This window comes from Rhizobium sp. ZX09 (genome assembly GCF_017357485.1).
Lineage (GTDB): Bacteria > Pseudomonadota > Alphaproteobacteria > Rhizobiales > Rhizobiaceae > Agrobacterium > Agrobacterium pusense.
This window is the reverse complement of record NZ_CP031363.1, coordinates 2,030,941-2,056,745: the sequence shown is the minus strand read 5'-3', so window position 1 is coordinate 2,056,745 and position 25,805 is coordinate 2,030,941. Positions and strand designations below refer to the sequence as shown.

The following is a 25,805-nucleotide window of genomic DNA, read 5'->3' as shown; positions in this document are numbered from 1 at the left end:
GTACGTCCTCCCTCAAACCTTCTTCAACCGTTCCACCGCCATCAGCACCCGCTCCGGCGTCGCTGGCGCGTCGAGGCGTGGGCAGACTTTGTAATCTGCCACGGAAGCGACGGCCATGGAGAGGGCTTCGAGAACCGAGATGGCCAGCATGAAGGGCGGTTCGCCCACGGCCTTGGAGCGGCCAATGGTGGGTTCGGCATTTTCCGACCATTCCGCCAGCCTGACGTTGAAGCTCTTCGGCCGGTCGGAGGCGAGCGGGATCTTGTAGGTGGAAGGCGCGTGGGTGCGCAGCCGCCCCTTGCCGTCCCACCACAATTCCTCCGTGGTCAGCCAGCCCATGCCCTGCACGAAGGCGCCCTCGATCTGGCCGATATCGATGGCCGGGTTGAGCGACTTGCCGACATCGTGGAGGATATCGGTACGTTCCATCAGATATTCGCCGGTCAGCGTATCGATCGATACTTCCGAGCACGCCGCGCCATAGGCGAAATAATAAAACGGCGTGCCACGGCCGGCGGCGCGATCCCAGTGGATTTTCGGCGTCTTATAAAAACCGGCGGCGGAAAGCTGCACGCGGGCGAAATAGGCCTTTTTGATGAAGTCGTTAAAGGCGATTTCCTCAAGGCCGATGCGGACCCGGTTCGGCAGGAAGACGACTTCCTCTTCCGGCACGTTCCAGTTCTCGGCGGCGAATTTGATCAGCCGATCGCGGATCTGGCGGGCGGCGTCATAAGCGGCCATGCCGTTAAGGTCGGTGCCTGACGAGGCGGCGGTGGCTGAGGTGTTCGGTACCTTGCCTGTGGTGGTGGCGGTGATTTTCACCCTGTTGATATCCACCTGGAAGGCATCGGCCACCACCTGCGCCACCTTGGTGTAAAGGCCCTGGCCCATTTCGGTGCCGCCATGGTTCAGATGGATGGAGCCGTCATTATAGATATGCACCAGCGCGCCGGCCTGGTTGAAGGCGGTCATGGTGAAGGAGATGCCGAATTTGACAGGGGTGAGCGCGATGCCCTTGCGGATGATCGGACTGGTTTTGTTGAATTCGACGATCGCCTCGCGTCGTGCGCGATAGTCGCTTGACATCTCCAGCTCCTCGACAACGCGGGCGATGATGTTGTCCTCGACTTCCTGATGATAGGGCGTCGTGGTGCGGCCGGAACCGGTCTCGCCGTAGAAATTCAGCTTGCGGATATCGAGCGGGTCCTTGCCGACGGCATAGGCGATTTCTTCGATAAATCGTTCCGCGCCGAGCATGCCCTGCGGGCCGCCGAAACCGCGAAAGGCGGTATTGGAGACGGTGTGGGTTTTGAGCGGCCGCGAGGTGAGGTGCACATGCGGATAGAAATAGCTGGAATCCGCATGGAACAGCGCTCGGTCCGTGACCGGGCCGGATAGATCGGAGGAAAAACCGCAGCGGGCGGCATAGGTGGCATCGACGGCGTGGATGCGGCCCTCGTCATCGAAGCCCAGCTCGTAATCGACGCGGAAATCGTGGCGTTTGCCTGTTGCCGTCATGTCCTCGTCGCGGTCTGGCCGGAGTTTCACGGCCCGGTTCAGCTTCTTGGCGGCGATGGCGCAGAGCGCGGCGAACTGGTTGCCCTGCGTTTCCTTGCCGCCGAAACCGCCGCCCATGCGGCGCACCTGCACGGTGACTGCATTGGATGGCACCTGCAGGATGTGGCTGACGATGTGCTGGATTTCGCTCGGATGCTGGGTGGAGCTCCACACCGTCACATCATCGTCTTCGCCTGGCACCGCCATGGCGATGTGGCCCTCGAGGTAAAAATGTTCCTGTCCGCCGATCCGCATCGTGCCGGTGAGGCGGCGTGGCGCGACATCCATTTCCAGCTTCGCATCGCCACGCTTCAGCGTCATCGGATCGATGACGAGCGCGCCGCCGTTTTCAATCGCTGTATCGATGTCGGTGAAATGCGGCAGATCCTTATAGGTGATCTTTGCTTTCCGGGCGGCCTTGCGAGCAATATCGCGCGTCTCGGCGAAGACCGCGAAGATCGGCTGGCCGTGGAATTCCACCTTTGTTTCGGCAAGCAGCGGCTCGTCGTGACGGCCGCCGGAGGAAATGTCATTTTCGCCGGGCACGTCCTTGCCGGTCATCACCCAGAGAACGCCTGGTGTGGCTTCGACCTCGGAGAGGTCCATCGACACAATTTCCGCGTGGGCACGGTCCGCCATGCCCAGCGCGCCGTGGATGAGGCCCGCGGGTTCGGGAACATCGTCGATATATTCGGCGCTGCCCGTCACGTGCTTGTGGGCGGAATCGTGACGGAGCGAGGTGTGCATCGGGCCGTCGATTTCGGTCTTGGTCTTGTCGAAGCTTGTGGTGTCCATGGTTCAAGCCTCCTCCAGCGAGAAGCGGGCAAGTTCCTGCTTTTCCCCTGCTGTCTCGAGGAAAAACCGTGTCAGCAAATTCTTGGCCGTCAGTTGCCGATATTCGGCGGTCGCCCGCCAGTCGGTCAGCGGGGTGAAATCCTCGTCCAACGCATCGCGCGCGGCATCAATCGTGTCCTGCGACCACGCTTTACCGAGAAGCGCCGCCTCCAGATGTGCAGCGCGTTTCGGCGTACCGGCCATGCCGCCGAAGGCGATGCGGATGTCTTCGACTGCGCCCTCAGCATCAAGCGTCAGATTGAACGCTCCGCACAGCGCGGAAATATCCTCGTCGCGGCGTTTGGAAATTTTGTAGACGGCATAGTGGCTTTCCGGCTTCTGGAACGGAATCAAGAGCTTTTCGACGAATTCGCCGCTGAGCCGGTCCTGTTTGCCGTAATCGATGAAATAGCTTTCCAGCGGCAGGCTGCGGTTTCCCGAGGAAGAACGCAGAGTCAGCGTCGCGTTAAGCGCGATCAGCGCCGGCGGTGTATCTCCGATAGGCGAGCCATTGGCGATGTTGCCGCCGATGGTGCCCATGTTGCGCACCTGCTCGCCGCCGAGACGATCGAACAACCGGGCAAGCGGCGGGAAATGCTCTGCGATGGTCTTGAAGGCTTGGCTGTAGGTGACGCCCGCGCCGAGCGTGATACCGTCTTCCCCCACCGTGATGGTCTGCAGGTCGCCGAGATTGTTGATGAAAATGACAGGGTTCAGCGCCCGCATCTGCTTCGTCACCCACAGGCCGACATCGGTTGAGCCGGCAACGATGGTCGCTTTCGGCTCCGCGGCGTAGATTTCGGTAAGATCAGCAAGCGTTGCCGGAATTATGGTGCGGTCTTCGCCGCTGACGATCGTGATAGTCTCGTTTTCGCGGATCGCCCAAAGCCGTGCCATGATATCGGTGCGGTCGCGTTGCAGCGGGTCGAACAGGGCGCTCGGGCGGGCGGCAGCGATTTTTTCGGCGGCCTTCACGATCGGCTCGTAACCCGTGCACCGACAGAGATTGCCTTGCATCGCCTTCTCGATATCGGCGCGGCCGGGGTTTTCGCTGGTCAGCCACAAGCCGTAAAGCGACATGATGAAGCCCGGCGTGCAAAAGCCGCATTGCGAGCCGTGGAAATCCACCATGGCCTGCTGCACGGGATGCAACGTGCCGTCGCGGGCTGCCAGATGCTCCACCGTCACGATATGGGTGCCGTGCAGCGAGCCCAGAAAACGGATGCAGGCATTGACGCTTTCATAACGCAGAGAACCGTCCAGCAGCCGCCCGACCAGCACCGTGCACGCGCCGCAGTCGCCTTCCGCGCAGCCTTCCTTGGTCCCGGTCAACCGCTTGCTGATGCGGAGGTAATCGAGAAGCGTGTCTGTCGGTCCGAAATCCCTAAGCGAGATCGTTTCGCTGTTGAGGATGAAGCTGATCGCGTCGTTCATGCAATGCCTTGCTTTTTGTCCGGCCGCCGAGCCGGTTTCTTGTTGTTCATCTATGCACGCCCCGGCGGGCATATCGATTTCCGTTTTGGCAATTCATTCTTTCCATAACGGAAAGAAAATTTGGCGATTATTGTGCCGTCCATCCACCGTCGACGGAAATATGCGTGCCGGTGATGTTGCTGGCGGCGTCGCTGGCCAGGAATATGGCCGCGGTCGCGACATCATCGACGGTGACGAATTGCTTCGTCGCCTGCAATTCCAGCATCACGTCGTTCTTCACCGCCTCTTCGCTGATGCCACGCACCCTGGCCATCTCAGGTATCTGTTTTTCCACCAGCGGGGTGAGCACATAACCGGGACAGATGGCGTTGACGGTAACCCCGGTCTGCGCAAGCTCCAGCGCCGCCGTTTTCGTCAGGCCCATGATGCCGTGTTTTGCGGCCACATAGGCCGATTTGAACGGCGAGGCGACGAGGCCATGGGCCGAGGAAATGTTGATGATGCGGCCTTTGCCAGCCTTCTTCATCAGCGGTATCGCGGCGCGCATGGTATGGAAGGAACTGGTCAGATTGATGGCGATGATCCAGTCCCATTTTTCCGTCGGAAACTCCTCGATGGGTGCGATATGCTGGATGCCGGCATTGTTGATGAGCACGTCGACGGAGCCGAGCTTATCGTGCGACGACTGGATGAGATCGGCGATCTCGTCCGGTTTCGTCATGTCTGCGGGATGGTAAAGCACGCGCCCGCCGCTTTCGGCTTCCAGCACCAGACGGAGTTTTTCGATCTCGTCCTCGTCGCCGAAACCGTTCAGCACGACATTTGCGCCCTCCCTTGCAAATCTCTGGGCAATGGCAAGGCCGATGCCGCTCGTGGAGCCTGTCACGATAACTGTCCGATGCATGCTTTCCCCTTTTTGCATTACTTCGCACATATTTAACCAGCGTATGCCCAAGAAGGCAGGCTGGCAATCGCCATTTCTGTCCGGGGTCACAGGACACGGATCCGGCGGCGCCCATCCATTTTTTCGAAGCTAAACTTCCATATTATGCGTTTGTCTGCGGGGGCCTCAGTCCCTATCTCTCGGACAGGCAAACAGAGGTATGTTCATGGAACTCGGTCTTTACACTTTCGCGGATGTTAACCCGAACCCCGCCGATGGCCGGGGGCCGGAAGGCGCGCGCCGGCTCAGGGAGCTTCTGGAGGAAATCGAACTTGCCGACCAGGTAGGTCTCGATGTGTTCGGGCTCGGCGAACATCACCGCCCGGACTATGTTGTGTCCTCGCCCTCCACCGTGCTTGCTGCGGCGGCGGTGAAGACAAAGAACATACGTCTGACGAGCGCCGTTTCGGTGCTGAGTTCGGATGATCCCGTTCGCGTGTTCCAGCAGTTTTCCACCGTCGATCTCCTGTCGAACGGCCGTGCCGAGATCATGGCGGGGCGCGGCTCCTTCATCGAATCCTATCCGCTGTTCGGTTATGATCTGGAAGATTACGACGTGCTGTTTGCCGAAAAGCTCGATCTGCTGCTGGCGCTGCGCGAACAGGAAATCGTCACCTGGTCGGGCGCCAAGCACCCGGCCATCAACGGTCGGGGCGTTTATCCGCGACCGCTGCAGGAACGTCTGCCTGTCTGGATCGCCGTTGGCGGCACGCCGCAATCTGTCGCCCGCGCCGGCGCCATGGGGTTGCCGGTAGCGCTCGCCATTATCGGGGGCGAATATCGCCGCTTCGCGCCGCTCTTTGATCTCTACCACGAGGCTGCCCGGCGGGCCGGTCAGGACAAGACGACACTGCGCACCAGCATCAACGTGCATGGCTTCATTGCCGATACCACCGACAAGGCGGCCGATCAGTTTTACGGTCCGCAGGCGGAGGTGATGAACCGCATCGGCCGCGAGCGCGGCTGGGGGCCGACCAACCGCGCCCATTTCGATGCAGCGCGTGGCCCGGAAGGCAATCTTTTTCTCGGCGAGCCGGAGCTGGTGGCAGAAAAGATCATCAAGGCGCATGGGGTATTCAGGAATGATCGCTTCCTGCTGCAGATGGCCATCGGCCTGATGCCACATGATCAGATCATGCGCGGCATCGAGCTTTATGGTACGAAAGTCGCTCCGATCGTCAGAAAAGAATTGACGGGGAGCGCCGATCCGGTGAAAGCCACGGCCTCATGATTACCAAGGCGGGCGCCACGAGACCCGCCATTCACAATGACGGAAAGACATATGGTTATCTCCACCGACGAAGAACTGGTCATGCTGAAGGATATCGGCCGTATATGCGCCGTTGCCATGCAGACCATGGCGGATGCGCTGGAACCGGGCATCACCACGGCCGAACTGGATGCCATCGGCCGCAAGGTGCTTGAGGATAACGATGCGGAATCGGCGCCGGAGTTCTGCTACAAGTTTCCCGGTGCGACCTGCATCAGCGTCAACGAGGAAGTGGCCCACGGCATTCCGGGAGCGCGCATTATCAAGGCGGGCGACCTCGTCAATATCGATGTCTCGGCCGTGAAGAACGGTTTTTTCGGCGACACGGGTTCGTCTTTCGCCGTGCCGCCGGTCAAAAAGGAAATCGAGCGGCTGTGCCGCGATGGCAAGCGCGCCATGTGGACAGGCCTGCAGCAGGTGAAGACCGGCCGTCCCTTTGCCGATATCGGTAATGCCATCGGCGCTTTCGCCAAGAAAAACCGCTACACGCTGATCACCAATCTGGCGAGCCATGGCATTGGCCGTTCGCTGCACGAGGAGCCGAAGGAACTGGCGACCTGGCCGGACAAGGATGAGCGGCGCATCATGCAGGAAGGCATGGTCTTCACTGTCGAGCCATTTCTTTCGACGGGGGCTTACTGGGCGGAAGACGGCGATGATGATCCGTGGACGCTCTATAGCGATCCGAGCGCGCCGACGGTGCAATATGAACACACCGTGGTCGCGACCAAGAACGGGCCGCTGGTGCTGACGCTCGCGGACTGACGACTGGGGAGAAGAAACAAGCGGCAGCGGGATGAGGGGGCAAGCTCTCCGAAATCCGGCAACCTGGCCCCTTCATCCGACCCTTCGGGCCACCCTCTCCCCTGCGGGGAGAAGAAATCCGCGGCACCCTCGATGCTCACCGCGTGACCGATAACGACCGCTTATAACGCCGATCAAAATAACTCGCTTGTCCCTTATCCTCCCCGTTGCGATAAGCCATGCATGAGCATCGACAAGCCACTTTCCGCCAGACATCTGACAGCGCTCGGTTTCGCCGGTGCCCTGATGATGGCCTCCGCCATGGGCTTCGGCCGTTTTTCCTTTACGCCGATCCTGCCCGGCATGATGGCGAATGTGCCCCTGTCTGCGGGGGATGCGGGGATCGTGGCGGCTGGTAACTTTGCCGGTTATCTGGCGGGTGCGGTTCTCGCCGCTTATTCATGGGGCTCGGGACGGGAAAGGCTGGTGGCGCTGAGCGGCCTGTTTGCAACCGGAGCGCTTTTGTTGGCGATGGCGGCTTTCAATTCCGTCGCCGCTTTCACAGTCATCCGGTTTCTCGCCGGTATCGCCAGTGCGCTGACCATGATCTTCACCTCGCAGATCGTCATCGGCCATGCCGTCAAGGCCGGCAGGGACAATATCCAGGCGTTGCATTATGGTGGCGTCGGCGCGGGGATCGCAATCTCCTCGCTTGCGGTCTATCTCATCGGTGTCGTCTTCGATGGCGGTGGCGCCTCGTGGCGGGAGGAATGGATCGCCGGCGCCGTCTTCTCCTTCCTGACCTTTATGCTCGTCTTCAGGATATTGCCGGCAGGCCCGCCGCGGCATGCTTCCGCGGTGGCGGAACCGCCGCTCAGCTGGACACGACCGCTTTTCCTGACGACGTTGGCCTACGGTCTTTTTGGCTTCGGTTATGTCATCACAGCCACCTTCATCGTGGCGATAGCGCGCATGGCAGCAGCCGGTGTTTTCGTGGAGTTCCTCGCCTGGTTCATCACCGGCTGCGCCGCTGCGGTATCCCTGTTCCTCTGGAAGCCGCTATTGAGGGCGCAGGGGCTGAAACGTGCTTTCGTGATCGTTCTTGCCGTGGAAGCCGTCGGCGTCTTCGCCTCCGTGATGCTGCCGCCCGTGTCCGGTGTGCTCATGGGTGGTCTGCTCCTGGGGCTGACCTTCATGGTCATCACCGCTTACGGGCTACAGCTCGGCCGGGAATTTGCGGGTCCGAGCCCGCGTCGCGCCTTTGCGCTGATGACGGCCGCTTTCGGGACGGGCCAGATCGTCGGGCCGCTTGCCGCCGGCTGGATTGCCGAGGCGACGGGAAGTTTTACCGCGCCCAGCGTTCTCGCCTCCGCCGTGCTCGTCGTCAGCATTCTGCTGATGCTGCCGGTGCTCGCCACGGAGCGGCGTGGTTAAGGCCGCGGGCCGCTGTCTCTTCCCCTTTCATCCTGCGTTTCCGCTGGGTATCGTCCACGGACTCTGCCTTACATCTTGTTAAGGTCAGCGCTTCGCCGTTGCTGTGCACAAATTTCTGCCCTAGGTTCGGGCAATCTAGTGCTTCGCCAATAATGGCTGATTTCAAACGCGCGTGAGTTCGAAACGTGTTTCATTCCTTCTTTCCCAAACCGAAATTGTTCTTCACGTCGGCCTTCGTCTGGGCGATGGCCATGATCGGCGTTTGGTATGCCGGCGGCCGCAATTGGGGCGCCGCCATTGGCCTGCCGCCTTTGCCTGCCGGACAGGAGCCTGTCATCGGCGTTTCGGTTTTCTGGTCCACGCCGTTCCTGTGGTTCTACATCTATTATGCCGTTGCCGCGCTGATCTTTTCCGCATTCTGGTTCTGGTATCGGCCCCATCGCTGGCAAAACTGGTCAGTGCTCGGTTCGGCGCTTATTATTTTCGCAACGTATTTTTCGGTGCAGGTGAGTGTTGCGGTGAATGCCTGGTACGGGCCGTTCTACGACCTCATCCAGCAGGCTCTGGCGCGAACGGCGCCTGTTACGGCTGAGCAGCTATATATGGGGTCGCTTGGTTTCGCAGGCATTGCCTTCGTCGCCATCTTCGTTGGCGTTCTAAATCTGTTTTTCGTCAGCCACTACATTTTCCGGTGGCGCACGGCGATGAACGAATTCTACATGTCGAACTGGGATCGTCTGCGGCATATTGAAGGTGCCTCGCAGCGTGTGCAGGAAGATACGATGCGCTTTTCCTCCACGGTCGAGGGGCTGGGCGTGGGCTTCGTGCGCGCGATCATGACTCTGATTGCATTTCTACCTGTCCTGTTCACTTTCTCGGAAACCATCACGGACCTGCCGTTTTTCGGGACCGTGCCGCATGCGCTGGTATGGGCTGCGATCGTTTGGTCAGTGTTCGGAACCGTTTTCCTGGCGCTCGTGGGTATCAAACTGCCCGGCCTCGAGTTCCGCAATCAGCGCGTCGAAGCGGCGTATCGAAAAGAACTTGTCTATGGTGAAGACCATGAAGATCGCGCGGATCCCCTGACCATCAGCGAGTTGTTCGCGAATGTCCGGAAGAATTATTTCCGCCTCTATTTCCACTATCTCTACTTCAACGTCGCCCGCATCTTTTATCTGCAGGCGGACAACATCTTCGGCACACTGGTACTCATCCCGTCGATCGTTGCCGGCAAGGTAACGCTCGGGCTGATGAACCAGGTACTCAACGTCTTTGAACAGGTCCGTGGCTCGTTCCAGTACCTCGTCAACTCATGGACGACCATTGTTGAACTCCTGTCGATCTACAAACGTCTTAAAGCTTTCGAAGCGGCCATCGAGGGGCAGGAACTGCCTGAAATCGACCAGCGCTACCTGCTTCGGGAGGCAAGAGGCGGCGAGCTGGATGCTGATCGACCCTGACAAACAAAAAGGCGGCCAATCGGCCGCCTTTTTTCGTGAAGAGGTTTCAGCCCTCGGTCTTCGCCTTCTTGCGCGCCTCGATCATCGGCATGGCTTCAGCATAGCTAACACAGGCGACATCGGTCTTGTGGCAGACCTCGCGCAGCAGCCTTTCATAGGCGTTCCAGTAGGCGCCGCCATTCATTTTCACGAAGTGAAAGCCCATCTGCAGGGGAATGCGTTCGCCATTGTACTGCCTGTCGAAAGCGTTGCGGAAGGCAGTGTAGGCGCGCTCTTCGAACTCGCTCGAGCGATCGGGCGTTTCGACGCCGACGGAGTGGCGGATGAAGAGGTTGTAATCCATGGCAATGATCGGGCGGTTGCCCGGGCCTTCGGGTATCAGCGGCAGGCCGAAATGCTGGATACCTTCCCGCTCCACCGGCCATTCCGGTCCCTTGGTGATGCTGGTGGCGTCGTAAACGAAGCCGTGCTTTTTCTGCGCGGCGGTCAGCGCCGGACCCTGCGACAGATAGGGTGCACGGAAACCATTGATCTTTTTGACCATGTCGCGCCAGCCTTCGGGCTCCTCGCCCTTCTTGCCGATCATCTGCCAGGCGTTTTCCAGCGTGCTGGTGAAGGTGGTGAATTCGCCGTCCCACTGTTCGGCGGTCCATTGCCCGCCGTCGAAATGGCCGCAGGTGTGGTTGGCGATCTCGTGGCCTTCGCGATAGGCGGCCCAGATGTTTCTAAGCCTTGCCTCCACCTCATCCGGCGACTGGCCGAAGCCGACATTGGAGCGGCCGGCCTTCTGGCCCGGTCCCTGATAGGTCTTGGCGCTGGTCCTGCGATCCATCACCAGCGTACAGGCGAGAAAATAGGTGAAATGCGCCCCGACTTCTTTCGCCGTCGTCCGGCTTCTTTCCCAAAGCGTATTGTCGCCCGCACCGTCGAAGGAAACGATGACAAGCTGCTTCGGCTTCTGCACCTCTTGCGCAAAAGCGGGAAGGGCGGCGAGAAGCGACAGGGAAAAGGCGGCAAAGGGGCGAAACATCAGTCTTCCGTCATATGAACACCGTGGCCTTTTGCGGGTGGAATAAGGCGAAGCTTTGAATAGTCTGGCGTTTTCATGACTTTCAGCCTAATTCCTGTTCTTGACTGCGGTGATTGAGCCGCTTCGTTCCACTCCGGGGGCCGTGTTCATGCTTTTTCTCGCACTCTGTCTTGCCTTGTTTTTGCTCACCCATCTCCTGAAGGTGATCGCACCGCAGTTTCGCGCGCGCATGATCGCGACGATGGGTGAAGGGCCATTCAAGGGCGTTTATTCCGTCGTCAGCCTCATCACGCTCGGCCTTGTCATTTACGCTTTCGGCGAAGCGCGGCAGGAGACGGGCATGCTCTGGTATCCGCCGGTCTGGATGAGCCACATCGCCATTACCCTGATGTTGCTGGCGATGATCTGTCTCGTGGCCAGCCTCATCCCGGCTGGCCATATCGCAACGAAGACCAAACATCCGCTCATTCTGGCCGTCAAAATCTGGGCGCTCGCGCATCTTCTCGCCAATGGCGAAACGTCTTCGATCCTGCTTTTCGTGTCGTTCCTTGCCTGGGGCGTGGTGATGCGGATTTCGCTGAAGCGCCGGGAACGGGCAGGTGAAAAAGTGGTCCGCGACTTCGTTTCAAGCCGCTACGATCTGATAGCGGTCGTCGGCGGCATTGTTCTGTGGGGGGCTTTCATCCTGAAACTGCACGAATGGTTGATCGGCGTTCAGCCCATCGCCATGTAGGAAATCGACGTTTCCCCCTTACATATCAGGCAAAATAGGCTAGAAGGCCGACCATGACCCGGTTGGCCTTACTTTTGCCGATCCGGGTAAGCGGCTTGGTATGTCCGCGGACGGATGGATCGGGACACGATCTCCGCGCGGGTAACGGAGAATTTGATGGCAAACGAGAATGATACCTTTATCCGCGAAGTGAACGAGCAGATCCGCTCCGAGCAGCTGTCGCGCTTCTGGGGCCGTTACGGTATCGTGGTCGTGGGTGCCGCCGTCCTCGTTGTTCTCGGTGCCGCCGGTGCCGGCATCTACGAATACTGGAACACCAGCCGTGCCTCCAATTCCGGCGATCAGTTCCTGGCGGCCCTGACGCTCGCTTCCGAAAACAAGACGGATGAGGCGCTGAAGGCCTTCGCCGATCTCGAAACCTCCGGTCACGGCAACTATCCCGTTCTGGCGAAGTTCCGTTCGGCAACGCTGCTGTCACAGAAGGGCGATGCGGCCGGTGCGATCGCCGCCTTCACTGCGATCGGCAACGATAATTCCGCGCCGCAGGTCTTCCGTGATGCCGCCAAGGTTCGCGCCGCCTGGCTGCTGGTCGATAATGGCACCTATGATCAGGTGGCTGCGCTTGCCGAACCGCTCAGCACTGACGGCCAGACCATGCGCGCTTCCGCCCGCGAGGCGCTCGGTCTTGCCGCCTATAAGGCTGGCGATTTCGCCAAGGCCAAGCAATGGTTCGAGCAGATCGTCGGCGACACGCAGGCGCCGCGTAACGTCACCAATCGCGCGCAGATCATGCTCGATAACATCACCGCTTCGGGCAAGGCTGCCTAACGCCGCTGCCCCGCCCGAGATCGCGCCGACAATCTTCGCATTGCCAAAGCGATCCAACGCATTATTTTACGCATGTCCTTTGCCCAAAACAGGTAACGTTTTGGGCAGACGTGCTTTAAGGAACCAGGATCAATGAGCTTCACCGTCGCCATAGTCGGGCGCCCCAATGTCGGCAAGTCCACGCTTTTCAACCGTCTCGTCGGAAAGAAGCTGGCGCTTGTGGATGATACGCCCGGCGTGACCCGCGACCGCCGGCCTGGCGAGGCAAAGCTCGTCGACCTGCGTTTCACCATCATCGATACCGCCGGTCTGGAGCAATCCGGGCCGGAAACGCTTCAGGGCCGCATGTGGGCCCAGACGGAAGCGGCGATCGACGATGCCGACGTGACACTCTTCGTCGTGGATGCAAAGGCAGGCCTGACGCCGGCCGACGAGACGCTGGCGGAAATGCTGCGCCGACGCGGCAAGCCGGTGGTGCTGGTGGCCAATAAATCCGAAGCGCGCGGTTCCGACGCCGGTTTCTACGATGCCTTCACGCTCGGTCTTGGCGATCCTTGCCCGATCTCGGCCGAACACGGCCAGGGAATGATCGACCTGCGCGACGCCATTGTCGAGGCGATCGGCGAAGACGTCGCCTTCCCTCCGGAGGTGGACGAGGCGGAAACGGATATCGTTCTGCCACGCAGCGAGCCCGGCAGCGAGGACGAGGAAGACGAAGAGCCCGTCTATGACGAGACCAAGCCGCTGCGCGTCGCGATCATCGGCCGGCCGAATGCGGGCAAGTCGACGCTGATCAACCGTTTCCTCGGCGAAGATCGCCTTTTGACCGGCCCCGAAGCCGGTATCACCCGCGACAGTATTTCCGTCGAATGGGACTGGCGCGGCCGCACCATCAAGATGTTCGATACGGCCGGCATGCGCCGCAAGGCCAAGGTGACGGAGAAGCTGGAAAAGCTCTCTGTTGCGGATTCGCTGCGCTCCATCCGCTTCGCCGAAACCGTCGTCATCGTGTTCGACAGCACCATTCCGTTCGAAAAGCAGGATTTGCAGCTGGTCGATCTCGTCATCCGCGAAGGACGCGCCGCCGTGCTCGCCTTCAACAAATGGGATCTCGTCGAAGACCCGCAGGCCTATCTGGCCGATCTGCGTGAAAAGACCGAGCGTCTTCTGCCGCAGGCGCGCGGCATTCGCGCCGTGCCGATTTCCGGACAGACGGGGTATGGTCTCGACCGGCTGATGCAGAATATCATCGATACCGACAAGGTCTGGAACCGCCGCATCTCCACCGCAAGGCTTAACCGCTGGCTCGACGCGCAGACCACGCAGCACCCGCCGCCGGCCGTCTCCGGCCGCCGCCTGAAGCTGAAATATATGACGCAGGTCAAGGCCCGCCCGCCCGCCTTCATGATTTCCTGCACGCGGCCGGAAGCCATTCCGGAGAGCTATACGCGTTATCTCGTCAATGGCCTGCGCAAGGATTTCGACATGCCGGGCGTGCCGATCCGCGTGCATTATCGCGGGTCGGACAATCCGTTCGAGAGCAAGGCGAAGAAGAGACGTTGATTCTGGCGTGAGACGTCGCGGCAATTTTCTTCTCCCTGCCGGGGAGGAGATGGCCCGAAGGGTCAGATGAGGGGGCAAGCTCTCCGTATATCGCTGGCCTAGCCCCCTCATCCCGCTGCCGCGGACTTCTCCCCCTCGGGGAGAAGAAACAAGCGGCGGACGCTCATCCAACGCCTTGTTTTGAAGAGTAAAAATCATGCTGATCAAGCAGACCGACTATCAGCGGATCTACCGCGTCATCAACAGCCTGCTCCTCGCCCAGAACGCCGATCCCGCTTCGGCCTCGATGTATTTCAGCACTTTCGGCGCCTTCATCCTGCAGCAGCACTACAAGGTGAAGGCGGTGCCGAAGGGCGGGCTTGCGGCCTATAATCTTGGCGGAAAGGTGCTCCTGTTCGCGGATCATCGCGACGATGGTTACGTGACAGGTGCGGGCGAGAATTTCCACTGCTGGATCGACGCCGATGGCTGGGCGATCGATTTCATGGCGCCGGCTTTTGCCGATAGCGCCCGGGGGCTGTCGGTGCCGGCAAAAATGTTCCAGCGGCCACTCTCCGCCATGGCGGCATCCATCAACGATCTCGGCCAATCCGGCGATTTCTTCTATCGTTCGGAGCCGGAAGCAACAGCCAAGCGCTTTGCCGAATGGCACAAACACGCGATGATCGGCGATATGGCAAGCGTCGCCGCCAACTGGTTCCGCAAGTCACCCAAGCAGATGGCCGCATCTCTTTCGGTCAAGGACCGAGACGGAAAGGAACGGGCCGTGCCGCTGACGGGCGAATCTCTGGTCGGTGCCTGGTAGGCACCGGTTTATCGGACTAAAGGACGGCCAGCGTAATCTCGCGGCAGCCGCCTGACGTCAATCAGCAGCCCGACCCCGTTCTAAAGATAACGGCAGTCGCGTCCTGATCGCCTTGTGACATTCCCGATCGGTTTCGTCCACTATCCCTGAAGAAAATCTCGGGGATCGACTCATGCAAGTTGGGAGCGGGAGAGCAGCGGCAGCGATTTGCCAGCGGCATGAATGACATTGTCGAGGAATTGCCTGGATGCCTTTTCCCAGCTGTAGCTCCTGGAGAGCGCCAGCGCCGCCTGGGGCGAACAATGAAGGGCGGCAAGACAGGCATCGCGAAGATTGTCGTCCAGCGCTCCGGCCGCCGGGTTGCCGCCAAGGATGTCGATTGGTCCGGTAACGGGGAAGGCGGCCACGGGCACGCCGCTTGCCAGAGCTTCCAGAATGGTGTTGCCGAAGGTGTCTGTCTTGGACGGGAAAACGAAGACATCGGCCTGCGCATAGGCGTCGGCAAGACCCTCGCCGGTCTTGACGCCGGTGAAAAGGACGTCAGGGTATTTTTCCTGCAATTCATGGCGGGCGGGGCCGTCGCCGATGACGACCTTAGATCCCGGCAGGTCGAGATCGAGGAATTCCGGCAGGTTCTTCTCCACCGCTACACGTCCCACGGTCATGAAAATCGGTCTCGGCAGGTCGAAGGGCAGCTTTGCCTTCGGGCGGGGATGGAAAAGCTCGGCGTCGATGCCGCGGCTCCAGCGTTTGAGGTTGCGCACACCGCGCGCCTCCAGTTCTGTCTCAAGGCTTGGCGTCGCCACCATGCAGGTGTTGCCGCCATTGTGGAACCAGCGCACGAAGGCATAAAGCCAGCTTTCCGGCACGGGAAAGCGCGCCGCGACATATTCGGGGAAGCGGGTGTGATAGCTGGTTGAAAAACGCATGCGGTTCTTTACGCACCAGCGCCGCGCCATGAAACCCAGCGGCCCTTCTGTGGCAATATGCACGAAGGAGGGCTGGCTTTTTTCGATCTCCGCCGCCACGCGGCGATAGCCGGCAACCGAAAGGCGGATTTCCGGATAGGTGGGGCAGGGGATGCTGTAAAAACTCTGTGGCGTCACCATGCGCACATCGACGCCGAGCCGCGCGAGTTCGGTATTGGTGTTTTCGATCGAGCGAACCACGCCGTTGACCTGCGGGTGCCAGGCATCTGTGACAATCGTGATTCTCGTCATGAACACCGATCCTGCTCATCTGCGCACGGGCGAATCCCCATTGCCCGGCTTCCGCCCGTATATGCGGCGCGCGTGTTACAGGATCATGTCAGGGTCTGTGACGGCTGCAAAACCTTGTTTGCTGGCCGGGCGTGGCGGCTATCCGACGAGAGGGAGCAATTCGGGGCTGATCAGCGCGCCGTGGTGGCCGATGACGGTTGCCGCCGCCCTTGCGGCGAAAGTGGCCGCTTCTTCCGGAGAGCTTCCGGTCACATAACGGGCGAGGAAGGCGCCGTTGAAACTGTCGCCGGCGCTCGTCGTGTCAACCACCTCAACGGCCTTCATCGCCGGGGCGTGGCTGCGGCTGCCGCCGAAATCGAGTGTTGCGCCCTTGGCGCCGTCCTTCACAACGATGTTTTCAACACCGAGCGAACGGTAACGGGCAATGGTCGCTTCCACGGAGGTATCGCCGAAATGGCTCGCCTCGTCGTCGAAGCTCGGCATGACAAGCGTCGCGGCGCGGGCGCCATTGGAGATCGTCTCCAGCATGATGTCCTTGTCCGCCCAGAGGCGCGGGCGGATGTTGGGATCGAAGACCACGGGCTTGCCCGCCGCCTTGGCGCGGCGCAGTTCCGCAAGGAATGTATCGACATCATGGGCGGAGGCGAGGATGGCGAGCGTAATGCCGGAGAAATAGACCACGTCGGCGTTTTCGACCGTTTTGCGCAGGTGGTCCGCGTCCGCAGCGAGCTGTCTTGCCGCCGCGGCATTGCGCCAGTAGCTGAAGGTGCGTTCGCCGTCTTTCAGGTTGATCAGGTAAAGGCCGGGCGTGCCGCCCTTGATGCGGCGGATTTTTTCCGTGCCGATGCCGGCTTCCGCAATGAATGCCAGCATGTCTTCCGAAAGCGGATCGTCGCCGAGTGCGGTGAAATAATCGACGGACCAGTCCTCCGGCAGGCAGGCGCGCGCATACCAGGCGGTATTGAAGGTGTCGCCGGCAAAACCCTTACGCAGCAGCCCGTTGCCGGCCTGCGACAGTTCCACCATACATTCGCCAATCGACAGAAATCGTCCGCCCACGCCGTCATCCTCCCGTTTATTCCAGCCATGCGGCTTACGACGAGTGCGCGCTGCTGACAAGGTGGTTTTGGCCGTTTGTGCAGGTGCGAAGTTAAGGTTTACGCGGAGGCGGCGGCTTTATATTCTCTGCGTCAGACACGATCAGGAGATTGCCGATGACGTTATCCCATGCCCCGGTCCACAAACCCCAAGCGCAATCGGACTGGTGGAAGGGAGCGGTGATCTATCAGGTCTATCCGCGTTCGTTTCAGGACACGACGGGCGACGGCTATGGTGATCTCGCCGGCGTGACCAAGCGCTTGCCATACATCGCCTCGCTCGGTGTCGACGCAATCTGGCTTTCGCCCTTCTTCACCTCGCCCATGGCGGATATGGGCTATGACGTCTCGGATTATTGCAATGTCGATCCGCTGTTCGGCACGCTCACTGATTTCGATGCGCTGATGGCCGAGGCGCATCGTCTCGGCTTGAAGGTCATCATCGACCAGGTCATCTCGCACACGTCGGACCAGCATCCATGGTTCGTGGACAGCCGGGCGAGCCGGACGAACAGCAAGGCCGACTGGTATGTCTGGGCCAATCCCAAACCGGACGGCACGGCACCGACGAACTGGCTTTCAGTTTTTGGCGGGCCGGCCTGGGAGTGGGATGGCGTGCGCAAGCAATATTACATGCACAGCTTCCTGACGTCGCAACCGGACCTGAACTTCCACAATCCCGAGGTTCAGGATGCGCTGCTGGAAACGGTACGCTTCTGGCTGGATCGCGGCGTGGATGGTTTCCGGCTCGATACCGTCAACCACTATTTCCACGACAAGCTCCTGCGTGACAACCCGCCGCTGTTCGACGAGGAAAGCTTCGGGCTCGACGCTTCCGACGTCAACCCCTACGGCATGCAGGACCATCTTTATGACAAGACCCGGCCGGAAAATATCGGATTCCTGAAGCGCTTCCGCGCACTGCTCGATGAGTATGAGGGCCGCGCCACCGTGGGTGAAGTGGGTGACGGCGCGCGATCGTTGAAGACCGTTGCTGCTTACACGTCCGGCAACGACAAGCTCAACATGTGCTACACCTTCGACCTTCTGGGGCCGGATTTCACCGCCAAACACATCCGCGGGTCGGTCGAGACTTTCGGCAAGGTGGTGACGGACGGGTGGGTCTGCTGGGCCTTTTCCAACCATGACGTGGTGCGCCATCTCAGCCGGTTTTCGGAAGGCGCCGAAGAACAGACGCGGGTTGCCAAGCTTGCCATCTGCGTTCTCGCCAGCCTGCGCGGGTCGATTTGCCTCTATCAGGGCGAGGAACTTGGCTTGACGGAGGCTGAGCTGGCTTTCGCTGATTTGCGTGACCCCTATGGCATCCGCTTCTGGCCAGCCTTCAAGGGGCGCGATGGATGCCGCACCCCGATGGTGTGGGAAACAGGCAAGCAGAATTCCGGCTTTTCAACCGCTGACAAACCGTGGCTGCCGGTGCCCTATGCGCATGCCATGCACGCCGCGGATGCGCAGGAACGCAGGCCGGACTCGATCCTGAACCATTACCGGGCGGTTCTGTCGTTCCGGAAAAGCCATGGCGCGCTGCGTGACGGGGACATGACGTTCCTGAAAACCAATCTCGACGTGCTGGCCTTCACGCGTCACAAGGGCGAGCATACGCTGCTTTTCGTTTTCAACCTGACGCGCAAGCCGGTGGAGTTTCCCATCCCGAAGGGCATGAACGTGACGACAATCCTGCCGATGCCGGGTTTTGAGCCGCTGTTTGATGGCGGCATCGTCAAGCTTGAGGGGCTGGACGTGTTTTGCGGGAGCGTTGAATGAGCGGGACTTTCGACGTCCGAAATGCTGGCGACTATCCGGACGACTGGTGCCTTCTGCGACACCGTCTCTGGCCTGATACGGCGCCTGAAGACCATCGGGCTGAGTTGCAGGACGTTTGCGAAACCGGGGCTGGATTTATCGTTCACGATCTTGACGGATCGGCCATTGGTTTTGCCGAGGTCAGCCTGCGGCGGGATTACGTCAACGGCTGCGATACGTCACCCGTGGCGTTTCTTGAGGGAATTTACGTGGAGGAGGCGTTCCGCAGGCAGGGCGTCGCCGCCCTTCTGGTGGAGCAGGTGACCCGATGGGCCATCGACCAAGGCGTCAGCGAACTTGCCTCCGATGCCGATATCGCCAATCTCAGCTCCCATCGCATGCATGCGGCCCTGGGATTTGAGGAAACGGAGCGCGTCGTTTATTTTCGCAGGTCGCTGATCCCGAAGCGATAAGCTGCCTGTGCTGATCCGCGAAGAGTCTCTGGCGGCGGGGCGGGTTGCCACCGCCGCATGTAACGTCATGGCTTTGTCTTAATGACGTAACGAAGCTATTTAAGTATATTCATAATTTAGAATGTTTGTATTATCGTTTTTCCTCCGCATAAATAATGGTTTCGCATTTATTTCGGCTGTACTGCAAGTCCTGGGCAAGCTTTCGGCGTCAAACATCGAGTCCTGCATATTTCCATCCCTACTCGTTAGTGAAGCAGGAATTGTCATGTCCGTTTCAATCAAGAATTTCAATCAGCCTAACAGCGGTAATACTAGATCCTCAGGCGGCAAAGCCAAGGCTGCCCTTCCGTCCATCCGCGATGTATTTCCTTCCGGGAAATCGGCGGCCCGCACATCCTCATCGACACCAGCGGCAAAAACCTCTTCGGCCGACTATATCGCGTCGCCCGCTTTCATGCGGAATCTGAAAGCGAAGCTCTCGTTGGCTGGCGACGATCCGGCGCAATATCTGCGCGCCCGGGCAATGGTAGGCGCTCTCGAGCGCGGGGCCCTGCAGGTTACCAATCCCACTCAGGGTAAAACGATCAATGCGTGGGATCCCAACCAGAAAAAAGCAACGCCGACCACAGCTACCGATACCGCCAAGACCAACTGGGTCGACTTCCTCAATACTCAACTGAAGCGCAGCGAAGACGGTGCGCTTTCCAAGGACGGAAACGGGAGTTATGTCGAAAAGGCGACGGGAAAAAATGCCTATTTCGGCAGGGTCGCGGGCAAATATTATTATGTCACCTGGCCTGCGGAGACGAAGGCATGAGGCCGCGCCAGCGGCCTCAAAAACGGAGGCGAAGCGTTCTTCGCTGCCGCTAGTCGCCAAGCCACCATCAGATCAGCGCAAACCGGTCCACATCCACCATGCCCATGTCGGAAATCTTGAGATGGGGGATGACGGGCAGGGGCAGGAAGGCGACCTGGAGGAAGGGTTCTTCCAGCGTGGTGCCCAGCGCATAGGCTGCTTTTCTCAGGGTGTGCAGCGTATCGCGAACGGTCTCGTAGGGTTCAAGGCTCATCAGCCCGGCGACGGGCAAAGCGATCTCGCCTGTCACCCTGCCGTCTTCCACCACGACAAAACCGCCCTTGATTTCGCCCAGCCGGTTAGCGGCCAGCGCCATGTCGTCTTCGCTCACCCCGACAACGCAGATATTATGGCTGTCATGGCCGACGGTGGAGGCGATGGCGCCCTTTTTCAGGCCGAAACCTTGAACGAAACCATTGGCATGGTTGCCGTTCTTGCCGTGGCGTTCGATGACGGCGACCTTGATGATATCGTTTTCGAGATCGACGGTGGTCTGGTTGCCGTCCGTCGGCAGTCTGTAGCTACGGTGCTCGGTAATGATCTTGCCGGGAAGCACGCCCATGACAGGGCTTTCGCCTTCCGTGACCGGCACGCCAAAATGCGAGGCGAGCACGGGTCTCGCCTTGACGCTGTCGAGACCGACCGGTGCGACCGGTTTGCGCGTGGCAAAGAGCGCATCGTTGACGATCCGGCCGCCGGAAAGAACCATGCTGGCTTTGCAGCTTTGCAGGCTGTCGATCACCACGAGATCGGCGCGCCAGCCCGGCGCGACCAGGCCGCGATCGCGCAGGCCAAAGGCTTTGGCGGCGGAAATGGAGGCGGCGCGATAGATGGCGAGCGGTTCCACGCCGCTGGCGATCGCTGTGCGGATCATGTAGTCGAGATGGCCCTGTTCGGCGATGTCGAGCGGGTTGCGGTCATCGGTGCAGAGCGCCAGATAGGGCGACAGCCGCTCGGTTATGATGGGCATCAGGGCATGCAGGTCTTTCGAGACCGAGCCTTCGCGCACCAGAATGTGCATGCCCTTGCGGATTTTCTCCAGCGCTTCCGTTGCACTCGTGCATTCATGCTCGGTGCGGATGCCGGCAGCGAGATAACCGTTCAGCGCTGTTCCGGAAAGAAGCGGTGCGTGCCCGTCGATATGCTGGCCCTGAAAAGCCTCCAGCTTCGCCATGCACACCGGATCCTTGTGGATGACGCCGGGGAAATTCATGAATTCAGCAAGGCCGATGACCTTCGGGTGGTTCCGGAACGGCAGCAGCTTTTCAATCGGAAGGTCGGCGCCAGCGGTTTCCAGGTGGGTGGCGGGCACGCAGGAGGAAAGCTGCACGCGGATGTCCATGATGGTTTCCATGGCGCTGTCGAGGAAGAACTGAAGCCCCTCCACCCCGAGCACATTGGCAATCTCATGCGGGTCGCAAATGGCGGTGGTGACGCCATACGGCAAAACGCAGCGATCGAACTCATGCGGTGTCACCAGCGACGATTCGATATGGAGATGCGTATCGATGAAACCGGGAACGACGATTTTGCCGGAAATATCGATTTCCCGGTAACCCTCATAGCTTTCACCGGTTCCCACGATCGTATCGCCACAGATGGCGATATCCGAGGCAATGAGTTCTCCGGTGACGAGATCGAAGAAGCGACCGTTCTTGAGAACCATGTCTGCCGGTTCACGGCCCGTACCCTGGTCGATGCGCTTTTCAAGTCTGGAATTCATGCGGCTTTCTTCGGCTCCTGATTTACGTCGTATGCGAGAATCTTCATTATTTACATTCGAGGGTTGTTTTTGGATCTATTCGAACTGATTCTTTGAGTTTTAAATATATCGAGAGTAAAAAATTTTCATATTTGTGGTATCTAATCTTCCTGGTTCAAGTTTAGGCGGAATTGGGAAGGCTTGGCTTCACCTTTATATTTCATCCGGTTGTGCGCCGGCATTTTTACGAATTGCGGTTTTAGGTTATATTCCCGGGAAGGAAAATAAAAGCGTCTGATGCTCAAACGAATTTCCACCCAGCAACTGACACTTGGCATGTTTATCGAAGCGGTCGAAGGAACGCTTTCGAATCAGGGATTTTTAAAGCGGCACCGCTTTCTTTTGCGGCAGGAGGAATTGATGCGGCAACTGAAATCAAGCGGCGCTGAAAGCATCATCATCAACACGGCCAGGGGATACGATACCGAAGGCGGCAGGCGTTCGGCTGCGGTTTCGCTTGCGCCGGACAATTGCCCGGAAACCATTGCCGCCGTAACCCATGCGGTCCGATCAGCCGCAGGCACTATTTCCGAGACCTTTGCTTCCGCAGAAGCCGGCGGCCTTGTGTCGCTGAAGGGCATGGCGGCGGCGGCGGGCAAGATTTCCGATGCCGTGCAGTCGAACCCGGCGATCTTCATCGGGGTCACCCGCCTGAAATCGAAAGATGAAACGACTTTCGTGCACTCGGTTTCCGTCAGCGGGCTGATGATCCTCTTCGGTAATTATCTCGGGCTCGACCGCGGAACGGTCGATCTGCTCGGCGTCAGTGGCCTGCTGCACGATATTGGCAAGGTGGAAATCCCCTCGTCCATTCTCAACAAGGCGGATGGGTTGAGCACCGACGAACGCAAAATCATCAATCTCCACCCGGCATTCGGGCGGGAAATATTGTCGCGAAACGAGCAGATGCCTGAGATGGTGCTTGATGTCTGCTTCAATCATCATGAGCGAATTGACGGCGGCGGTTATCCCAGCGGGCGTGCCGGCAGCGAGATCAGCCTTTACGCGCGTATCGCGGCGATCTGCGACGTTTACGACGCCGTGACTTCGGTCAGACCCTACAAGAAGCCATGGACGGCGAATGACGCGCTGACCTGGATGCTGCGTCGGGAGGGACATTTCGACCTGCAGCTGCTGAAGAAATTCGCGCTTTGTATTTCCGCTGCGCTGCCGAGGGGTTAGTTGCCGAGGATGATCGCCATGTTCAGGCTGTCGATAGAGCGCCCGTCGATCAGAACGGCATCGCGGGCCCAGCCCTCATGCACAAAGCCGATTTTTTCGTACAGCGCTATGGCTCTTGCGTTGTCCGCATGCACGCTCAGCTCGACACGATGCAGCCCGCCTTGACGGGCGGCATCGAGCGCTCGCCGCATCAGCTGCGCGCCAAGTCCCTTGTCACGGTAGGCTGGTACGATACCAATGCCGAGTGTGCCGCAATGGGCGCGGGTTATTCTGTCCTGGCGGCGAATGTCGCACCAGCCCGCCACTTCGCCATCCGCAACGGCAACGAATTGCGGATGGTTGTTTTCGATCATGTCGAGAACGAAGGCGCGCACCGCATCAAGCGGCGGCGCCTCCAGGAAGCTCAGATATTTCCGCTCGCGCGATACCGCATCGAGCGCACGGTGAAAGCTCTCAACGTGCTCCGCGCGGATGGGTTCAATGCTGATGGCGTCGGCAGCAGCCATCATGCCGCCTTTGTTTTCGCCTTGCGGGTGAGATGCACCACGACGTTTTCTATCATGCGCATGCCGGCGTCCTGGCCAAGCGTCATGATCGATTCCGGGTGGAACTGAACGGCAGCCACGGGTTCCTTGGCATGTTCGATGCCCATGATCGTGCCGTCCTCGCTTTCGGCCGTGATGATGAAATCACGCGGCAGGGTGGAGGGGTCGGCAAAGATCGAGTGGTAACGGCCAACGGTCACTTCCTTGCCGAGACCGGAGAAGACGAGGCCCGGTTCCAGCACGCGGATGCGCGAGGGTTTGCCATGCATCGGCACCGCAAGCTGGCGAAGCTCGCCGCCATAGGCTTCCGCCAGAGCCTGAAGGCCGAGGCAGACGCCGAAGACCGGCAATTCGCGGGCGCGGGCCGCCTTGATCGTCGCCTTGCAGTCGAAGTCCGTCGGGCTGCCCGGTCCGGGGGAAAGCACGACGAGATCGGGCTGGAAGCGATCGAATACGTCGGCTGCGACCGGCGATCTGACGGTGGAGACGGTCGCACCGGTCTGGCGGAAATAATTCGCCAGCGTGTGGACGAAGCTGTCTTCGTGATCGACAAGCAGGATCTTCACACCGGTACCAACCTTGGCCGCATCGCGCTTGGTGGAAGCGGCGTTGGTGGCTTTTGCGTCGCGAATGGCTGATATCATGGCGGACGCCTTGAGTTCGGTTTCGGCTTCTTCTTCCTGCGGATTGGAATCGTTAAGCAGGGTCGCACCCGCACGCACCTCGGCAATACCGTCCTTGATCCGGATGGTACGCAGAGTGAGGCCCGTATTCATGTCGCCATTGAAGCCGACCATGCCGATCGCGCCACCATACCAGGCGCGCGGGCTCTTTTCATGGCCTTCGATGAACCGCATGGCCCAGAGCTTCGGTGCGCCGGTGACGGTCACGGCCCAGGCGTGGCTGAGGAAGCCGTCAAAGGCGTCCATATCGTCCCGAAGGCGGCCTTCGATATGGTCCACCGTGTGGATGAGGCGCGAATACATCTCGATCTGGCGGCGGCCAATGACCTTGACCGAACCGGGTTCGCAGACGCGGCTCTTGTCGTTGCGGTCCACATCCGAACACATGGTCAGTTCGGACTCATCCTTCTTAGAGTTGAGCAGCTTCAGTATCTGCTCGCTATCGGCAATCGGATCGTCACCGCGCTTGATGGTGCCTGAGATCGGGCAGGTCTCGATCCGCCGGCCGGAGACGCGCACGAACATTTCCGGTGAAGCGCCGACCAGATATTCCTGATGGCCGAGATTGATGAAGAAGGAGTAGGGGGACGGGTTGATCGCCTTCAGGCGGCGGGAAATCGCCGACGGATTGCTTTCGCAGCGTTCCATGAATTTCTGGCCAGGGACGACCTCGAACAGATCGCCGCGACGGAAGCTTTCCTTGGCCTTCACGACAAGTTCGGAATATTCGCCGGGACGGTGATCGCCCTTGGGCGGGATCGTATCGGTTGTCTTGAAGGGATCGGGTGCTATGTCGGAGGACTTGCCGTCCGTCGTCACGCCGCCCTTTTCGAAGTCGTAACGGTCGATCCAGGCCTTGGCGGAATAGTGATCAACGACCAGGATTTCATCGGGCAGGAACAACACCATGTCGCGCTGGTCTTCCGGCCGCGCCAGCGACAGCTTGATGGCGTCGAACTGGAAAGCGAGGTCGTAACCGAAGGCGCCGAACAGGCCGATTGCCGAATCCGCGTTCGAATAGAAGAGGTCGACTATGGCGCGCAGCGCAGTGAAGACGGTCGGGATTTTTGAGCGTTCTTCTTCTGTGAAGACGCGGTCCGGTTCGTTGACGGTGAGATCAAGACGACGCGTGGTGGAAGCGCCGAGCGTGAGATCGGGCGTCGCCTTCAGCTTTTCGGTGATGAAGGAAAGCAGTACTTCGCCGCGGCCATTATAGGCCTCAATCCACATCTTGCGGCCAAAGCAGGCAATTCCGAGCGGCGGGTCGATGATGGCCGTGTCCCAGCGCGTGTAGCGGCCGGGATATTCATAGTTGGACGAGAAAACCGCGCCGCGATGGGAATCGAGCTTTTCGACATAATTGTCGATGGCGTTGGCATAATCGGCAGGCCGGCGCTTTCGGCTGACCTTGATGCCGCCTTTCGTCTCGTAGGTTTCCGCTCCGTCATCCTGAATGATCGTTACCATTTCTTTCGCACTTCCCGTTGTTCAGGCCCGATGACAGGCGGCAAGATAACAAAAAAGCCGCCTGAAAATTCGGGCGGCTTGGACTTTGTCTGAAGACATGACTGGTCAAGGCCGCGTAAAGCTG

General features: G+C 59.7%; 21 protein-coding genes. 12 read left to right on the top strand and 9 right to left on the bottom strand.

The window, feature by feature from the left end:
• Positions 1-12: 12 nt before the first annotated feature.
• From xdhB to BTN45_RS10275, 3 genes are all read right to left on the bottom strand, one after another.
• Positions 13-2,352, bottom strand: a complete 2,340-nt coding sequence (gene xdhB / locus BTN45_RS10285; protein ID WP_207587591.1) for a xanthine dehydrogenase molybdopterin binding subunit — start codon at positions 2,350-2,352, stop codon at positions 13-15.
• Between the two features lie 3 nt (positions 2,353-2,355).
• Positions 2,356-3,825 carry a xanthine dehydrogenase small subunit gene (gene xdhA, locus BTN45_RS10280; RefSeq protein ID WP_207587585.1) on the bottom strand — a complete coding sequence of 490 codons (1,470 nt, stop codon included), beginning with the start codon at positions 3,823-3,825 and terminating at the stop codon, positions 2,356-2,358.
• A gap of 127 nt (positions 3,826-3,952) precedes the next feature.
• Positions 3,953-4,729: a 3-hydroxybutyrate dehydrogenase gene (locus BTN45_RS10275; RefSeq protein WP_006699412.1), complete on the bottom strand. Its 777-nt coding sequence runs from the start codon at positions 4,727-4,729 to the stop codon at positions 3,953-3,955.
• A 205-nt stretch (positions 4,730-4,934) separates the two neighbouring features.
• Here BTN45_RS10275 and BTN45_RS10270 point away from each other — a divergent pair, with 205 nt between their 5' ends.
• The 4 genes from BTN45_RS10270 to sbmA all read left to right on the top strand — a co-directional run bounded on the left by BTN45_RS10270 (position 4,935) and on the right by sbmA (position 9,676).
• Positions 4,935-5,999 (top strand): LLM class flavin-dependent oxidoreductase, encoded by a 1,065-nt coding sequence (locus tag BTN45_RS10270; RefSeq protein ID WP_207587577.1) that lies wholly within the window; start codon positions 4,935-4,937, stop codon positions 5,997-5,999.
• 51 nt (positions 6,000-6,050) lie between these two features.
• Complete coding sequence (gene map, locus BTN45_RS10265) at positions 6,051-6,803, top strand: type I methionyl aminopeptidase (protein WP_004443083.1); 753 nt, start codon at positions 6,051-6,053, stop codon at positions 6,801-6,803.
• A 222-nt stretch (positions 6,804-7,025) separates the two neighbouring features.
• Entirely contained in the window at positions 7,026-8,216 is a 1,191-nt protein-coding gene (locus tag BTN45_RS10260) for an MFS transporter (RefSeq protein ID WP_022556741.1), read from the top strand.
• 185 nt (positions 8,217-8,401) lie between these two features.
• Positions 8,402-9,676: a peptide antibiotic transporter SbmA gene (gene sbmA / locus BTN45_RS10255; protein WP_006699415.1), complete on the top strand. Its 1,275-nt coding sequence runs from the start codon at positions 8,402-8,404 to the stop codon at positions 9,674-9,676.
• Positions 9,677-9,722: 46 nt separating this feature from the next.
• Here sbmA and BTN45_RS10250 read toward each other — a convergent pair whose 3' ends face one another.
• Positions 9,723-10,706 (bottom strand): polysaccharide deacetylase family protein, encoded by a 984-nt coding sequence (locus BTN45_RS10250; protein ID WP_207587575.1) that lies wholly within the window; start codon positions 10,704-10,706, stop codon positions 9,723-9,725.
• 148 nt (positions 10,707-10,854) lie between these two features.
• Between BTN45_RS10250 and BTN45_RS10245 the strand changes: the two genes are divergently transcribed.
• From BTN45_RS10245 to BTN45_RS10230, 4 genes are all read left to right on the top strand, one after another.
• On the top strand, positions 10,855-11,439 hold the full coding sequence (locus tag BTN45_RS10245) for an NnrU family protein (protein ID WP_207587566.1): 585 nt from the start codon (positions 10,855-10,857) through the stop codon (positions 11,437-11,439).
• 156 nt (positions 11,440-11,595) lie between these two features.
• Positions 11,596-12,267 carry a tetratricopeptide repeat protein gene (locus BTN45_RS10240; RefSeq protein WP_004443073.1) on the top strand — a complete coding sequence of 224 codons (672 nt, stop codon included), beginning with the start codon at positions 11,596-11,598 and terminating at the stop codon, positions 12,265-12,267.
• A gap of 132 nt (positions 12,268-12,399) precedes the next feature.
• The gene (gene der, locus BTN45_RS10235) at positions 12,400-13,830 is read left to right on the top strand and encodes a ribosome biogenesis GTPase Der (RefSeq protein ID WP_004443070.1); all 1,431 of its coding nucleotides are present in this window, start codon (positions 12,400-12,402) and stop codon (positions 13,828-13,830) included.
• A gap of 196 nt (positions 13,831-14,026) precedes the next feature.
• Complete coding sequence (locus BTN45_RS10230) at positions 14,027-14,635, top strand: DUF2026 family protein (RefSeq protein WP_207587564.1); 609 nt, start codon at positions 14,027-14,029, stop codon at positions 14,633-14,635.
• A gap of 170 nt (positions 14,636-14,805) precedes the next feature.
• Here the strand turns inward: BTN45_RS10230 and BTN45_RS10225 are convergent, their stop codons facing one another.
• Together BTN45_RS10225 and BTN45_RS10220 are read right to left on the bottom strand one after the other, a co-directional pair.
• The gene (locus tag BTN45_RS10225; RefSeq protein ID WP_207587562.1) at positions 14,806-15,855 is read right to left on the bottom strand and encodes a glycosyltransferase family 1 protein; all 1,050 of its coding nucleotides are present in this window, start codon (positions 15,853-15,855) and stop codon (positions 14,806-14,808) included.
• Between the two features lie 138 nt (positions 15,856-15,993).
• Positions 15,994-16,914 (bottom strand): sugar kinase, encoded by a 921-nt coding sequence (locus BTN45_RS10220; protein ID WP_174150241.1) that lies wholly within the window; start codon positions 16,912-16,914, stop codon positions 15,994-15,996.
• 155 nt (positions 16,915-17,069) lie between these two features.
• Here BTN45_RS10220 and BTN45_RS10215 point away from each other — a divergent pair, with 155 nt between their 5' ends.
• From BTN45_RS10215 to BTN45_RS10205, 3 genes are all read left to right on the top strand, one after another.
• Complete coding sequence (locus tag BTN45_RS10215) at positions 17,070-18,734, top strand: alpha-glucosidase family protein (protein ID WP_108081430.1); 1,665 nt, start codon at positions 17,070-17,072, stop codon at positions 18,732-18,734.
• On the top strand, positions 18,731-19,186 hold the full coding sequence (gene aac(6'), locus BTN45_RS10210) for an aminoglycoside 6'-N-acetyltransferase (RefSeq protein ID WP_004443061.1): 456 nt from the start codon (positions 18,731-18,733) through the stop codon (positions 19,184-19,186). Before BTN45_RS10215 ends, aac(6') begins: the two co-directional genes overlap by 4 nt.
• A 265-nt stretch (positions 19,187-19,451) precedes the next feature.
• Positions 19,452-20,003, top strand: coding sequence for a hypothetical protein (locus BTN45_RS10205; protein WP_207587560.1), 552 nt, complete (start codon positions 19,452-19,454; stop codon positions 20,001-20,003).
• 67 nt (positions 20,004-20,070) lie between these two features.
• Here the strand turns inward: BTN45_RS10205 and ade are convergent, their stop codons facing one another.
• Positions 20,071-21,765, bottom strand: coding sequence for an adenine deaminase (gene ade / locus BTN45_RS10200; protein WP_207587558.1), 1,695 nt, complete (start codon positions 21,763-21,765; stop codon positions 20,071-20,073).
• A gap of 276 nt (positions 21,766-22,041) precedes the next feature.
• Here ade and BTN45_RS10195 point away from each other — a divergent pair, with 276 nt between their 5' ends.
• The gene (locus tag BTN45_RS10195) at positions 22,042-22,986 is read left to right on the top strand and encodes an HD-GYP domain-containing protein (RefSeq protein ID WP_035211098.1); all 945 of its coding nucleotides are present in this window, start codon (positions 22,042-22,044) and stop codon (positions 22,984-22,986) included.
• Here the strand turns inward: BTN45_RS10195 and BTN45_RS10190 are convergent.
• Both BTN45_RS10190 and BTN45_RS10185 read right to left on the bottom strand, forming a co-directional pair.
• Positions 22,983-23,495, bottom strand: coding sequence for a GNAT family protein (locus BTN45_RS10190; protein WP_207587556.1), 513 nt, complete (start codon positions 23,493-23,495; stop codon positions 22,983-22,985). The two genes, BTN45_RS10195 and BTN45_RS10190, sit on opposite strands and share 4 nt — an antisense overlap.
• Positions 23,492-25,681 (bottom strand): anthranilate synthase, encoded by a 2,190-nt coding sequence (locus BTN45_RS10185; RefSeq protein ID WP_207587554.1) that lies wholly within the window; start codon positions 25,679-25,681, stop codon positions 23,492-23,494. Before BTN45_RS10185 ends, BTN45_RS10190 begins: the two co-directional genes overlap by 4 nt.
• Positions 25,682-25,805: the final 124 nt, after the last annotated feature.

Excerpts from the sequence above, each read along its gene's own strand:
- BTN45_RS10260 (WP_022556741.1), top strand. The coding sequence starts at position 7,026 with ATGAGCATCGACAAGCCACTTTCCGCCAGACATCTGACAGCGCTCGGT.
- xdhB (WP_207587591.1), bottom strand. The coding sequence starts at position 2,352 with ATGGACACCACAAGCTTCGACAAGACCAAGACCGAAATCGACGGCCCG.
- BTN45_RS10215 (WP_108081430.1), top strand. The coding sequence starts at position 17,070 with ATGACGTTATCCCATGCCCCGGTCCACAAACCCCAAGCGCAATCGGAC.
- BTN45_RS10250 (WP_207587575.1), bottom strand. The coding sequence starts at position 10,706 with ATGTTTCGCCCCTTTGCCGCCTTTTCCCTGTCGCTTCTCGCCGCCCTT.
- ade (WP_207587558.1), bottom strand. The coding sequence starts at position 21,765 with ATGAATTCCAGACTTGAAAAGCGCATCGACCAGGGTACGGGCCGTGAA.
- BTN45_RS10270 (WP_207587577.1), top strand. The coding sequence starts at position 4,935 with ATGGAACTCGGTCTTTACACTTTCGCGGATGTTAACCCGAACCCCGCC.
- BTN45_RS10190 (WP_207587556.1), bottom strand. The coding sequence starts at position 23,495 with ATGATGGCTGCTGCCGACGCCATCAGCATTGAACCCATCCGCGCGGAG.
- BTN45_RS10185 (WP_207587554.1), bottom strand. The coding sequence starts at position 25,681 with ATGGTAACGATCATTCAGGATGACGGAGCGGAAACCTACGAGACGAAA.
- der (WP_004443070.1), top strand. The coding sequence starts at position 12,400 with ATGAGCTTCACCGTCGCCATAGTCGGGCGCCCCAATGTCGGCAAGTCC.
- xdhA (WP_207587585.1), bottom strand. The coding sequence starts at position 3,825 with ATGAACGACGCGATCAGCTTCATCCTCAACAGCGAAACGATCTCGCTT.
- BTN45_RS10195 (WP_035211098.1), top strand. The coding sequence starts at position 22,042 with ATGCTCAAACGAATTTCCACCCAGCAACTGACACTTGGCATGTTTATC.
- map (WP_004443083.1), top strand. The coding sequence starts at position 6,051 with ATGGTTATCTCCACCGACGAAGAACTGGTCATGCTGAAGGATATCGGC.
- BTN45_RS10205 (WP_207587560.1), top strand. The coding sequence starts at position 19,452 with ATGTCCGTTTCAATCAAGAATTTCAATCAGCCTAACAGCGGTAATACT.
- BTN45_RS10230 (WP_207587564.1), top strand. The coding sequence starts at position 14,027 with ATGCTGATCAAGCAGACCGACTATCAGCGGATCTACCGCGTCATCAAC.
- BTN45_RS10245 (WP_207587566.1), top strand. The coding sequence starts at position 10,855 with ATGCTTTTTCTCGCACTCTGTCTTGCCTTGTTTTTGCTCACCCATCTC.
- BTN45_RS10275 (WP_006699412.1), bottom strand. The coding sequence starts at position 4,729 with ATGCATCGGACAGTTATCGTGACAGGCTCCACGAGCGGCATCGGCCTT.
- BTN45_RS10225 (WP_207587562.1), bottom strand. The coding sequence starts at position 15,855 with ATGACGAGAATCACGATTGTCACAGATGCCTGGCACCCGCAGGTCAAC.
- BTN45_RS10240 (WP_004443073.1), top strand. The coding sequence starts at position 11,596 with ATGGCAAACGAGAATGATACCTTTATCCGCGAAGTGAACGAGCAGATC.